12 protein-coding genes and 1 pseudogene are annotated in these 11,861 nt (G+C 70.5%); 12 read left to right on the plus strand and 1 reads right to left on the minus strand.

Annotated features, from left to right (window positions below; translation table 11 throughout):
- A pseudogene (locus tag D8M39_RS05350) lies at positions 1 to 132 on the plus strand (integrase core domain-containing protein); the annotation flags it as partial.
- Here the strand turns inward: D8M39_RS05350 and D8M39_RS05355 are convergent.
- Positions 129 to 686: a TetR/AcrR family transcriptional regulator gene (locus D8M39_RS05355; protein ID WP_232300268.1), complete on the minus strand. Its 558-nt coding sequence runs from the start codon at positions 684 to 686 to the stop codon at positions 129 to 131. The pseudogene D8M39_RS05350 and the gene D8M39_RS05355 overlap by 4 nt on opposite strands.
- 158 nt (positions 687 to 844) lie before the next feature.
- Here D8M39_RS05355 and D8M39_RS05360 point away from each other — a divergent pair, with 158 nt between their 5' ends.
- The 11 genes from D8M39_RS05360 (at position 845) to D8M39_RS05410 (ending at position 11,810) form a co-directional block, all read left to right on the plus strand.
- A complete protein-coding gene (locus tag D8M39_RS05360) occupies positions 845 to 2,359 on the plus strand; it encodes an MFS transporter (protein WP_055084052.1) in 1,515 nt (504 codons plus the stop codon).
- A gap of 115 nt (positions 2,360 to 2,474) precedes the next feature.
- Positions 2,475 to 2,777 carry an urease subunit gamma gene (locus tag D8M39_RS05365; protein WP_094393355.1) on the plus strand — a complete coding sequence of 101 codons (303 nt, stop codon included), beginning with the start codon at positions 2,475 to 2,477 and terminating at the stop codon, positions 2,775 to 2,777.
- A gap of 63 nt (positions 2,778 to 2,840) precedes the next feature.
- Entirely contained in the window at positions 2,841 to 3,272 is a 432-nt protein-coding gene (locus tag D8M39_RS05370) for an urease subunit beta (RefSeq protein WP_055084040.1), read from the plus strand.
- Between the two features lie 153 nt (positions 3,273 to 3,425).
- Positions 3,426 to 5,141: an urease subunit alpha gene (ureC, locus tag D8M39_RS05375; protein ID WP_126874571.1), complete on the plus strand. Its 1,716-nt coding sequence runs from the start codon at positions 3,426 to 3,428 to the stop codon at positions 5,139 to 5,141.
- A gap of 155 nt (positions 5,142 to 5,296) precedes the next feature.
- Entirely contained in the window at positions 5,297 to 5,911 is a 615-nt protein-coding gene (ureE, locus tag D8M39_RS05380; RefSeq protein WP_055084037.1) for an urease accessory protein UreE, read from the plus strand.
- Between the two features lie 4 nt (positions 5,912 to 5,915).
- Entirely contained in the window at positions 5,916 to 6,620 is a 705-nt protein-coding gene (locus tag D8M39_RS05385) for an urease accessory protein UreF (RefSeq protein ID WP_094393356.1), read from the plus strand.
- Positions 6,621 to 6,772: 152 nt separating this feature from the next.
- A complete protein-coding gene (ureG, locus tag D8M39_RS05390; protein WP_055084033.1) occupies positions 6,773 to 7,384 on the plus strand; it encodes an urease accessory protein UreG in 612 nt (203 codons plus the stop codon).
- A gap of 97 nt (positions 7,385 to 7,481) precedes the next feature.
- On the plus strand, positions 7,482 to 8,357 hold the full coding sequence (locus D8M39_RS05395) for an urease accessory protein UreD (protein ID WP_371413763.1): 876 nt from the start codon (positions 7,482 to 7,484) through the stop codon (positions 8,355 to 8,357).
- Positions 8,358 to 8,382: 25 nt separating this feature from the next.
- Positions 8,383 to 9,462, plus strand: coding sequence for a HoxN/HupN/NixA family nickel/cobalt transporter (locus D8M39_RS05400; RefSeq protein WP_126874572.1), 1,080 nt, complete (start codon positions 8,383 to 8,385; stop codon positions 9,460 to 9,462).
- Positions 9,463 to 9,691: 229 nt separating this feature from the next.
- On the plus strand, positions 9,692 to 11,062 hold the full coding sequence (locus D8M39_RS05405; RefSeq protein ID WP_055084029.1) for an NAD-dependent succinate-semialdehyde dehydrogenase: 1,371 nt from the start codon (positions 9,692 to 9,694) through the stop codon (positions 11,060 to 11,062).
- Positions 11,063 to 11,285: 223 nt separating this feature from the next.
- The gene (locus tag D8M39_RS05410) at positions 11,286 to 11,810 is read left to right on the plus strand and encodes a DUF664 domain-containing protein (protein ID WP_055084027.1); all 525 of its coding nucleotides are present in this window, start codon (positions 11,286 to 11,288) and stop codon (positions 11,808 to 11,810) included.
- The last annotated feature ends 51 nt before the right edge of the window (positions 11,811 to 11,861 follow it).

The following is an 11,861-nucleotide window of genomic DNA, read 5'->3' on the forward strand; positions in this document are numbered from 1 at the left end:
GCCCGCCGGGAGGCGATCGGGGTGTGGGTGAACCACTTCAACTACCATCGGCCTCACACCGCCTGCGGCGACCAGCCCCCGGCCTCACGCACCCCCGCCCGAGTCAACAACGTCACGCCCTCCTACACCTAGGGGGCAAGGCGCTCCAGCGACTCCAGGAGGCGCTCCAGGATCTGCCGCTTCTCCGCGCTGCTCTCCGGCAGCAGGCCCATGGACGCCTGCTGGTAGAGGCCGTCGCCCATGGCCTGGACGGCGGTGGCGACCACGGGATCCCCCACGTCCTCCAGCACCGCGTGGTACCAGTGCCGCTCCACGCGCGCGCACGTCTCCCGGGCGCCGGGCTCGCGGGCCTGGACCAGGCGGAACGCGACGCCCAGGCTGCGGTCCAGCGGGCTGTCCTCGTAGACCGACGTGGCGAGGAACTCGCGGGCGGCACCCCTGGGGGAGGCAGTGAGCCGGGAGAGGTCCTCCGCGGCCAGCTCCTCGCAGCGGGCCAGCGCGGCGTCCACGAGCGCCTGGCGATGTGGGAAGTGGTAGAGCAGCCCGCCCTTGGAGACGCCGGCCTGGGCGGCCACGGCGTCGAGGGTCGCGGCGCGCTCGCCCTCGGTGAGAACGAGGTGCTCGAACGCGGCGAGCAGCTTCTGGCGGGCTTCGGGTTTGCGGGGCATGGCGGTGGCGGACCTCACGGTGTGATGGGAATGCTTGCGGGCCGTGCGAGGTTAACTGTACCGTCTGGACGGTAAAGACTGGTGAGGTGCCCCGTCCGCGGGGTCGGTACAAGGGTGTACGGCTCCCGCCGTCCCGTGCCGCAACCCGAATCCCAGGAGGTCCCGAGGTGTCCGTGATGGTCGAGGAACAGCGCAAGGCAGGTGCCCGCGAGTGGGGCGCACTGGCTGTTCTGATGCTCCCCGTGCTGCTGGTGTCCGTGAACAACACGGCCCTGAGCTTCGCGCTGCCCGCGATCTCCCAGGGGCTGCGACCCACCGGGGCCCAGCTGCTGTGGATCGTGGACGTCTACCCCCTGATCCTCGCGGCGCTGCTGATCCCCATGGGCAGCCTGGGAGACCGGATCGGGCGGCGGAAGATGCTCATCATCGGCTCCTCCGGCTTCGGAGCCGTCTCGCTGCTCGCCGCCTTCGCCCCGAGCGCCGAGTTCCTGCTGGCCGCACGCGTGGGCACCGCGATCTTCGGGTCCATGCTGCTGCCCACCACGCTGTCCCTGCTGCGCACGGTCTTCCGTGACGACCGCCAGCGCAGCCTGGCCATCGCCATCTGGACCGCCGGGTTCAGCGCGGGTGCCGGGCTCGGGCCCATTGCGGGCGGGTTCCTGCTCAACCACTTCTGGTGGGGCTCCGTGTTCCTGCTGGCCGTCCCGGCGCTGGTGGCGTTCCTGATTGCCGCGCCCCTGCTGCTGCCCGAGTCCAGGGACCCGAACCCGGGACCGGTGGATCCGGCGTCCATCGTGCTGGCCGTCGCCACCATGGCCCCCGTGGTCTACGGCATCAAGTCCCTCGCCATCGGCGGCTCGCCTCTGCACGGCGTCCTGTTCATCGCGGTGGGTGCACTGTGCGGGCTGCTCTTCGCGCGCCGCCAGGTGGTCAAGAACTACCCGATGCTGGACCTGCGCTTCTTCCGCAGCGCCCGCTTCTCCGGGGGCCTGTCCGTGAACATGGTTTCCAACGTGGCGCTGTTCGGGTTCCTGTTCTTCTTCACCCAGTACCTGCAGCTGGTCAACGGCATGGACCCCATGACCTCCGGGCTGCTCATGATCCCGGGCCTGCTGCTGTCCATCCTCACCGGCCTGGGCGCCGAGCGGATCGCGCGCGTGGTGGGGGTGCGCTCAGCGGTGGTGCTGGGCCTGCTGCTCGTGGCCGCGGGCTTCTTCGTGGTCGCCTTCACGGACCAGATGCAGTCCTCCGCGCCGATCCTCGTGGCGTTCACTGTCATGAGCGCCGGCACCGGTCTGGCGACGACGCTGTCCACGGACCTCGTGGTCTCATCCGTCCCCGAGTCCAAGGCGGGTGCGGCGTCGGCCGTGTCCGAGACCGGGTACGAGGTGGGGGCCGTCCTCGGCACCGCCGTGCTGGGCGGCCTGACCACCGCGTTCTACCAGGCGCACCTGGACCTGCCCGCCGCCGTGGGTGCAGACAGCGCGCAGGCCGCGCACGAGACGCTGGGCGGAGCCCTGGACGTGGCCGCCGAGTCCCCGCTGGGATCCGCGGTCGCCGACGCCGCCGTGGCCGCCTTCTCCGCGGGCATGCAGTGGACCTCGGTGTTCGGGGGGATTCTGGTCGCAGGGGTGGCGCTGGCCCTGTTCCGGGTCCTCCGGGCGGACCGCAGGGTGCGCCGGGCCGTCTGATCCCGGGGGCGCCCCGGGTGTGGAGGTACGCTGACCTCGCTCGTGTATCGCGGGGTAGCCAGCCCTCGACGCGAGCGGCGCACCGCACGAGCCGGCCGACCGGAGGGGATCCCGCATGCACCTGCAGCCCAAGGACCAGGAGAAGCTTCTGGTGGTGGTCGCCGCGGACCTCGCGCGCAGGCGTCAGGCGCGGGGGCTGAAGCTCAACTACCCGGAAGCCATCGCGATCATCACCTACGAGCTGCTCGAGGGCGCCCGCGACGGCCGCACCGTGGCGGACCTGATGAGCTGGGGCAGCACCATTCTCACCCGTGACGACGTCATGGAGGGCATCCCGGAGATGATCCCGGACGTCCAGGTGGAGGCCACGTTCCCGGACGGCACCAAGCTCGTGACCGTCCACGAGCCCATCCGGTGAGACCCGCCGTGCACTGCGCCGCACCGATCGCACCACCCACCGCAACCCCCGCGAGGAGCACCCGTGACACCCGGTGAGTACGTCCTGGCCGAGACCCCCGTGGTCTGCAACGAGGGCCGCGAGGCCATCACACTGGAAGTCCTCAACCGCGGGGACCGCCCCGTGCAGGTGGGTTCGCACTTCCACTTCGCCGAGGCCAACCGGGCCCTGGATTTCGACCGGAACCGGGCCGTGGGCCGCCGCCTGGACATCCCCGCTGGCACCGCGGTGCGCCTCGAGCCGGGGGACTCCACCACGGTGCGGCTGATCCCGCTCGGCGGGGACCGCATCGTCTACGGGTTCCGGGACCTGATGGACGGCCCACTGGACGCCCACGAGCCGGCGTCCCTCGACGACGACACAGCCCCCGTCACCCCCGCCCGGCACCGTTCCGCGGCGGGGGACGCACCGCAGCCGCTGCGCGAACGCAAGGGCTTCTCCAACGAGACCCGCTGAGCCGGGCCGCCGCGCGGCGTCGTGCCCGGACGGGCGCCCGCCGGACAGACAGCACCGGAGCGGGACCACCGCCGCGGAACCGCAGGGACCTGCGAGCGCTGTGACCACCAGCACCCCGAGACCAACCGCCCACCCCGAACGAGAAGGCCGACCATGAGCTTTGAGATGAGCAGGGAGCAGTACGCGAGCCTGTACGGGCCCACTACCGGGGACGCCGTGCGCCTGGCGGACACCGAACTCTTCGCACGGATCGAGAGGGACCTCACGACCCCCGGGGAGGAGGCCGTGTTCGGTGGCGGCAAGGTGGTCCGGGACGGGATGGGCCAGAACGGGCAGCTCGTGCGGGACGTCGGGATCCCGGACCTGGTGATCACGAACGTGGTGGTGATCGACTGGACGGGGATCTACAAGGCGGACGTGGCCGTGCGCGACGGTCACGTCCTGAAGATCGGCAAAGCCGGCAACCCCCACGTGATGAGCGGTGTGGACATCGTGATCGGCGTGGCCACGGACGTGATCGCCGGTGAGGGCAAGATCCTCACGGCGGGCGGGATCGACTCCCACATCCACTTCATCAGCCCGGACCAGATCGAGACGGCGCTGGTCTCGGGGATCACCACGATGATCGGAGGCGGCACGGGACCGAGCGAGTCCTCCAAGGCCACCACGATCACCCCGGGCGAGTGGAACATCCACAACATGCTGCGCTCGTTCGAGGAGTTCCCCATGAACTTCGGGATCCTGGGCAAGGGCCACGGCTCGTCCATCTCGCCCATGGCGGAGCAGATCCGGGCCGGGGCGATCGGGCTGAAGGTCCACGAGGACTGGGGCGCCACGCCGTCGTCCATCAACACGTCCCTGCAGGTGGCGGACGAGTACGACGTCCAGGTGGCCATCCACACGGACACCCTCAACGAGGCGGGTTTCGTGGAGGACACCCGCGCGGCCATCGCGGGGCGCGTGATCCACACGTTCCACACGGAGGGCGCGGGCGGTGGGCACGCGCCGGACATCATCGAGCTCGCGCAGGACCCGAACATCCTGCCGGCGTCCACGAACCCCACGCTGCCGTACACGCGCAACACCATCGAGGAGCACCTGGACATGCTCATGGTGTGCCACCACCTCAACCCGGACATCCCCGAGGACGTGGCGTTCGCGGACTCGCGCATCCGCAAGGAGACCATCGCGGCGGAGGACGTGCTGCAGGACATGGGGATCTTCTCGATGACCTCCTCGGACTCACAGGCCATGGGTCGTGTGGGGGAGGTGGTGCTGCGCTCGTGGCAGGTCGCGGACTCCATGAAGCGTCAGCGCGGGCCCCTGCCGCAGGACGAGGGCACGGGCGCGGACAACCACCGGATCAAGCGGTTCATCTCCAAGTACACGATCAACCCGGCGATCGCCCACGGCATCTCGCACGCGGTGGGCTCCGTGGAGGAGGGCAAGTTCGCGGACCTGGTGCTGTGGGAGCCCAAGTTCTTCGGGGTGAAGCCGGACCTGGTCATCAAGGGAGGGCAGATGGTGCACGGCGTGATGGGCGATCCGAACGCGTCCATCCCCACCCCGCAGCCCCGCTGGTACCGCAAGGCGTTCGGGGCGTACGGCAAGGCCGCCGCGCGCTCGTCCATCACGTTCATGTCCCAGGCATCCATCCGGGCGGGCGTGCCACGCTCGCTCGGGCTGGAGAAGGTGGTGCGCGAGTGCCGCGACATCCGCACCCTGACCAAGGCGGACATGAAGTTCAACGGCGAGACCCCGCAGCTGCGCGTGGACCCGGAGACCTACGAGGTGCGCGTGGAGGGAACTCCCGTGAGCTGCGAGCCCCGGGACGAGCTGCCCATGGCGCAGCGCTACTTCCTGTTCTGACGCCACACCGGCTCCGCGCCCGGCTCCGGTCACGACGACGACGCCGCACGGCCCGGTCCGCACGCCCGCCCCGTTCGCGGTCGTTCCGGCCGCGGCCGGCGGCTTCGGCCACGCAGTCCCGCACCACGACATTCGACAGCGAAGGGAGAGCACCCGTGATCGTCACCGAGATCCTGGGCAACATCCATGAGGAGAGCGGCCGCGAGCTGGTGGTCGGCAGACACGTCGAGAAGGTGGTGCTGCCCAGCACCGAGCTGGTGAAGCGCATCCAGCGGCTGAGCACCGACCACGACCGCGAGATCGGTCTCCGCCTGCCCACCGGCGCACCGGATCTGAAGGACGGGGACGTCGTCGCCGTCGAGGATGCGACGGAGGTTGCGGAGGGCGGCGCCGGGGAGGGCCACGGGTACGCGGCCGTGGACGGGCGAGGCCACGACGCCGCGGACGGCACCGACGTCGCGGACACCGCCGGGCACCACAGCCACGCGGGGTCCGGGCGGGGCAACGCCATCGTGGTCCAGGTGCTGCCCACGGACGTGCTGGTGATCGGGGCGCGGTCCATCACGGAGATGGCGTTCGTGGCGCACAGCCTGGGCAACCGGCACCTGCAGGCGCAGTTCTTCGACGAGGACAGCGAGTACGGGGCGCAGGTGATGGTGGTGCAGTACGACCACACCGTCCAGGACTTCCTGGAGCACCACGGCGTTCCGTACTCCCGCCAGGAACGGGTCATGCCGGTGCCGTTCCGCCACGCCGAGCACACGCACTGAGACCGTGGTGGAGCCGAGCCTGAGCGGGGTCCTGGGGCTGATGCAGCTCACGGACTCCGCGCTGCCCACCGGGGCGTTCAGCCATTCGCTGGGCTTCGAGACGTACATGCACGCGGAGCAGCTGGAGGACCGGGAGTCGTTCTCTGCGTGGCTGGAGATGTTCGTGGACCAGCAGCTCACGCACACGGACGCGCTCGCCGTCCGGCTGGTCTACGCGGCGCAGGACTTCGAGCGGGTCGAGGACCTGGACGACCTCGTGACCGCCCAGGCCCTGCCCCGGCAGATCCGCGAGGGTGGGATGACCATGGGCAGGCGGCTGCTGAGCATCGGCGCCCGCAGCTACCCCGGCGAGTGGGTGCAGCGCTACGAGCAGGGGGTTGTGGAGGAGCGGCTGCACGGCCACCAGGCCACCGTGTGGGGCGTCCTCGCGCGGGAGCTGGGCGTGCCCGAGGACACGGCGGTGGCCTCGCACGTGTACGCCACGGTGATCTCCCTGACCCAGAACGCGGTGCGCGGCATCCCGCTGGGGCAGAACACCGGCCAGGCCGTGATCCGGGACGCGCAGGACTGGGTGGGGCGCGCCGTCGCCGTCTCCCGGGACCTCGTGGCGCAGGGCATCGCCGAGGAGGTGCTCGGCGCTGTGGCCCCCGGGCTGGAGATCGCGCAGATGAACCACGAGCGGCAGCGGGCCAGGCTCTTCATGAGCTGAGGCCGACGACAACGACGCGCGGCCGGGAGGGGCGCCCCGGGCCGGTTCACCCGGGACCGGCAGCAACGCACGAACCGCACGGCCGCATGAACCGGCGGAACGCACGACACGTCATGGGAACCAGAAGCACGACGAGCAGCAGGAGGAACAGCATGGACCCCGTCATCATCGGTGTGGGAGGCCCCGTGGGAGCGGGCAAGACGCAGCTCGTGGAGCGCATCACGCGAGCCATGAGCCAGGAGATCTCCATGGCCGCGATCACCAACGACATCTACACGATCGAGGACGCCAAGATCCTCGCGCGCAACTCGGTGCTTCCTGAGGAGCGGATCATCGGCCTGGAGACCGGTGGCTGTCCGCACACAGCGATCCGCGAGGACACTTCCATGAACGAGGCCGCGATCGAGCAGCTGAAGAAGCGATTCCCTGACCTGCAGGTGATCTTCGTGGAGTCCGGCGGGGACAACCTCTCCGCGACGTTCAGCCCGGAGCTCGTCGACTTCTCGATCTACGTGATCGACGTGGCGCAGGGGGAGAAGATCCCGCGCAAGGCCGGGCAGGGGATGATCAAGTCTGACCTGTTCATCATCAACAAGACGGACCTCGCCCCCCACGTGGGTGCGGACCTGGGCGTGATGGAGGAGGACTCCAAGGTCTTCCGCAAGGACAAGCCGTTCGCGTTCACCAACCTCAAGACGGACGAGGGGCTCGAGCGCGTCCAGGAGTGGCTCCGCAACGACGTCCTGATGCTCGATCTTGCCTGAGCCCTCCGAGGCTCCGGGCACGACGACGCCGCTCGGGCAGCGTGCCCCGTCCGCGCCGGTGCACAGGGCTGGGAGCGCGGGAGCGCGGTCGTCCCGGATACGGAGCCTGGCCGAGACCGAGTGGACGGGGCAGCTGCGGCTGGGCGTCGCCGAGCGGGACGGCCGGTCCTACGCGGCCCGGCAGTTCCACGAGGGCGCCCTGCGGGTGCTGCGTCCGCACTACCTGGACCACTCCGGGCAGGTGACCTACACGGTGATCAATCCCGGGGGCGCGTACTTCGGGGCGGACGCCTACCTGCTGGACGTCGTCGTGGAGCGGGGCGCGTCCCTGGCGCTGACCACCCAGTCCGCGACCAAGGTCTACCGCACTCCGCAGGGCCCCGCCACGCAGGAGATGACCGTGCGGCTGGGCCCCGGCAGCGTGCTGGAGTACGTGCCGGACCAGCTGATCGTCTACCGCGGCGGGTCCTACATCCAGCGCACGCGTGTGGACATGGATCCCACGGCATCCCTGGTGCTGGCGGAGATCGTCACGCCCGGGTGGTCACCGTCCGGGGAGTCCTTCGCGTACGACGAGCTGCGGATGCGCACCGAGGTGCGGGTGCTGCCGCCGGATCCCGCCGCCCGCCCGCGGCGCCTGGTCGTCGACCAGCTGCGGATCCGCCCGGACGCGCACGGGGACCTGACCGGCGTGGGGTTCATGGAGGGCCGCAGCCACACGGGGCAGCTGCTGCTCGCGGACGCGCGCCTGGACGATGACCTCTACGAGCGCCTCACCGAGCTCGTGGATGCGTCCGACACCCACTCCGGGATCACGCGCGCGGGCGCCGGGGAGCCGTACGGTGTGCGGTGCGTGTGCGTTCGCTCGCTCGCGGACTCCACGGAGGCCGTCGCGGCGCTGCATAGAGCCGTGGTGGACGAGCTCCACGAGCGCTGGCGCGGGCAGGCCCCGCTGCGGCTGCGCAAGTACTGACCAGCACCACCCACCGAGGAGAACAGTGTCCACCACGTCCCACCCCACGTTCTACCGTCGCTATGTCACGGACCGGCACACCCTGCCGCTGCGCGCGCGGGTGGGGTTCACGCTCGCCGCGGTGGCCGCCCTGCACCTGCTCGCGTTCGCGCTGCTGGCGACGGCACTCGCTCCCGGTGCGCAGCCGCTGGCCCTGGGCGTGGTGCTCACCGCGTACGCAGCGGGCATGAAGCACAGCTACGACTGGGACCACATCTCCGCGATCGACAACACCACCCGCAAATTCGTCTCCGAGGGCATGAACCCGGCGAGCGTGGGCTTCGCGTTCAGTCTGGGGCACTCCCTGGTCGTGACACTCGCCGGGACCATGGTGGTGGCGGGGGCGCAGTTCGTGAGCGGGGCGTTCGAGGACGGCAGCTCCGCCAACCACGTGCTCGGGCTGATCGGCGCGGGTGTCTCCGGGGTGTACCTGCTGGTGCTGGGGCTCTACAACGCGAGCATCTCGGTGGGGTTGGCCCGGGGCCGGTCCACCGCGCACCAGCACTCTGCCGTGGGCGCGCGGGGCGACGGCGCAGCGGATGACGGCGGCTGGGGGCTCGTCTCCCGCCTGCTGCGCAAGCCGCTGCAGCGGGTGCGCCGCCCGCGGGACATCTTCGTGCTGGGCTTCCTCTTCGGCCTCGGGTTCGACACCGCCACCACGATCGGCCTGCTGCTGCTCACCGTCTCCGCGTCCCTGGCCGGAGTGCCGGCACTCGCGCTGCTGGGTCTGCCCGTGGCCTTCACCGCCGCGATGACCCTGTGCGACACCCTCAACGGGCTGGGCATGATGAAGCTCTACTCCAACGCCCTCACGCAGGCGGGCACCCGGCGCCGCTTCAACACCACCGTCACCGTGATCTCCGCGGTCTCCGCGCTGTTCGTCGCCACGATCACCCTGGGTGGCTTCTTTCACGACCTCCTGGGGCTGGAGGACCCGGCGACGACGGCGCTCGCGGAGATCGACCTCGGCCAGGCCGGGCTCGCGCTCATCGCCGTCTTCGCGCTCGTGTGGCTGCGCTTCTGGTGGGTGGGGCGCCGGGAGCCCGGGACGGCGTCGTTGACGTAGTTCCGGCGTCTCCCGCCAGCCGCGTCAGGCGCGGGACACCGCCGCGTGCAGCCCCAGGTACGCGCACGCGGAGGGCACGGGCACCCTTCCAGCGCTACGGGGCGGCGTCGTCCGGCTGCTCCGGGCGCGGCCCGCGCGCCGGGAATCTTTCCCCCGGGGGCCGGTGTTGGAACCGGTGAAGGGGTCGCGCGACGACCCCCGAAGAGAATCCGCGACAGAAGGAGACCTCATGGCTTACCGCACAGAGAACCCCGCCACCGGCGTCGTCGAGCAGGAGTTCACCTCTCTCACGGACGCGGATGTCGCCCGCGCCGTCGAGCGCGCGGACGCCGCATTCACCTCGTGGCGCAAGACCCCCGCGGAACAGCGCGCGGCGGCACTGGCCGCTGTGGCGGACGCGTTCCAGGAGCGCGGGGACGAGCTGGCCCGCGTGATCAGCACCGAGATGGGCAAGCCGTTCGCGCAGGCCCAGGGCGAGGTGGCACTGTCCTCCTCGATCTACCGCTGGTACGCGGACCACGGGCCCGCGCTGCTGCAGGAGGAGACCCTGGACGTGGGCGACAGCGCGAAGTCCGTGGTCGTCACCGATCCCGTGGGTGTGCTCATGGGTGTCATGCCCTGGAACTTCCCGCAGTACCAGGTGGCCCGTTTCGCGGCCCCGAACCTCATGCTGGGCAACACCATCCTGCTTAAGCACGCGTCCATCTGTGCCCGCACGGCGGAGCTCATCGAGGAGATCCTGCACGCCGCGGGCATCCCCGAGGACGCCTACATCAACCTGTTCGTGAGCACGGACCAGATCACGGACGTCGTGGCGGACCCGCGCGTTCGCGGCGTCTCCCTCACGGGCAGCGAGGGTGCTGGCAAGGCCGTGGCGACCACCGCCGCGCAGAACCTCAAGAAGAGCGTGCTGGAGCTGGGCGGCTCGGACCCGCTGGTCGTGCTCGACGACGTGGACGTCTCGAAGACCGCGAAGACCGTGGCCACCGCCCGCATGAGCAACGCGGGCCAGGCCTGCAACTCGCCCAAGCGGATCTTCGTGCCCGCGGGCATGTTCGACGAGTTCGTGAAGGTGGTCGTGGAGACCGTCGAGGCCATGACGGTGGGCAACCCCCTCGAGGACGGGACCGACGTCGGCCCGCTGTCCTCGGTCCAGGGTCGCGACGACGCCGTGGCCCAGGTGGAGCGCGCCGTGGAACAGGGCGCCACTCTGCACACCGGTGGCAAGGCCCTTGACAAGGACGGCGCCTGGATGTCCCCGGCCGTCCTCACCGGCGTGACCCGCGAGATGGACGCCTTCAAGGAGGAGATCTTCGGCCCCGTGGCCGTCGTCTACTCCTACGACTCCGTGGACGAGGCCGTGGAGCTCGCCAACGACTCGTCCTTCGGGCTCTCCGGTTCCGTGTGGAGCTCCGACGTCGCGAAGGCCGAGGAGATCGCCCGCCAGCTCGAGGTGGGCATGACCTACGTCAACGAGCACGGCACCACCAAGGCCGGGCTGCCCTTCGGCGGCGTGCGCCGCTCCGGTTACGGCCGCGAGCTGGGCCGCTGGGGCTTCGGCGAGTTCGCGAACACCAAGCTGGTGCGCGTGGCGGGCTGACCCCCGACTCTCAGTGAACGGTCCTGCGGCCGGCCCCGGTGTGTCCGGGGCTGGCCGTTGCTATGCGGCGTTGTCGCCCCTTACGCTCCCGGCGTCCTGCGGTCCCGCGGCGCCCTCTCACCTCCGGCACCCCTCCCGCCCGCGGCGCCGCGACCGTACAGTGGGGTGCAGGACGCACGACGTAGAACACACGGCGCCGGGACCCGGCGCGGAACGGAGGACCATGAGCGCCCAGGACCTGATGGCCGATGCCGCGAGGCGCCCGGTGGACGCCGCGGAGGCGGCTCTGGAGGGGATCTCCTCGACCGTGCTGAACACGATGCCGGAGAAGACCCACAACTCGATCGCGTGGCTCGTGTGGCACGCGGCGCGGCAGCAGGACGTGCAGGTCGCGCAGCTGTGCGGCTCGGAGCAGGTCTGGACGGCGGAGGGCTGGAACAACTCCTTCGACCTGGGCCGTTCCAGCGCGGACTCCGGCTTCGGGGACACCCCCGAGGACGTGGCGAAGGTGCGGGTCTCGGACCCCGGGCTGCTGCTCGGCTACCTGCGCGCCGTGTGCTGCGGGACGGCCACGTACGTGCGCGGGCTCTCCCAGGAGGACCTGGACGAGGTGATCGACGAGTCGTGGGATCCGCCCGTGACCCGGGGAATGCGCATTGTCTCCACCGTGATCGACGCCGCCGAGCATGTGGGCCAGGCGGCCTACGTCCGCGGGCTCGTGGAAGAGGACTGGTCCGGGAAGTACTGACACGAGATGTCATCTGTAGATGCAACTACATATAGACCTGGACCTCGCCTA

This window comes from Kocuria sp. HSID17590 (assembly GCF_003989485.1).
GTDB lineage: Bacteria > Actinomycetota > Actinomycetes > Actinomycetales > Micrococcaceae > Kocuria > Kocuria salsicia.

Coding starts and splice junctions, on each gene's coding strand:
- D8M39_RS05360 (WP_055084052.1), top strand. CDS start 845: ATGGTCGAGGAACAGCGCAAGGCAGGTGCCCGCGAGTGGGGCGCACTG.
- D8M39_RS05365 (WP_094393355.1), top strand. CDS start 2,475: ATGCACCTGCAGCCCAAGGACCAGGAGAAGCTTCTGGTGGTGGTCGCC.
- ureC (WP_126874571.1), top strand. CDS start 3,426: ATGAGCTTTGAGATGAGCAGGGAGCAGTACGCGAGCCTGTACGGGCCC.
- ureG (WP_055084033.1), top strand. CDS start 6,773: ATGGACCCCGTCATCATCGGTGTGGGAGGCCCCGTGGGAGCGGGCAAG.
- D8M39_RS05405 (WP_055084029.1), top strand. CDS start 9,692: ATGGCTTACCGCACAGAGAACCCCGCCACCGGCGTCGTCGAGCAGGAG.
- D8M39_RS05410 (WP_055084027.1), top strand. CDS start 11,286: ATGAGCGCCCAGGACCTGATGGCCGATGCCGCGAGGCGCCCGGTGGAC.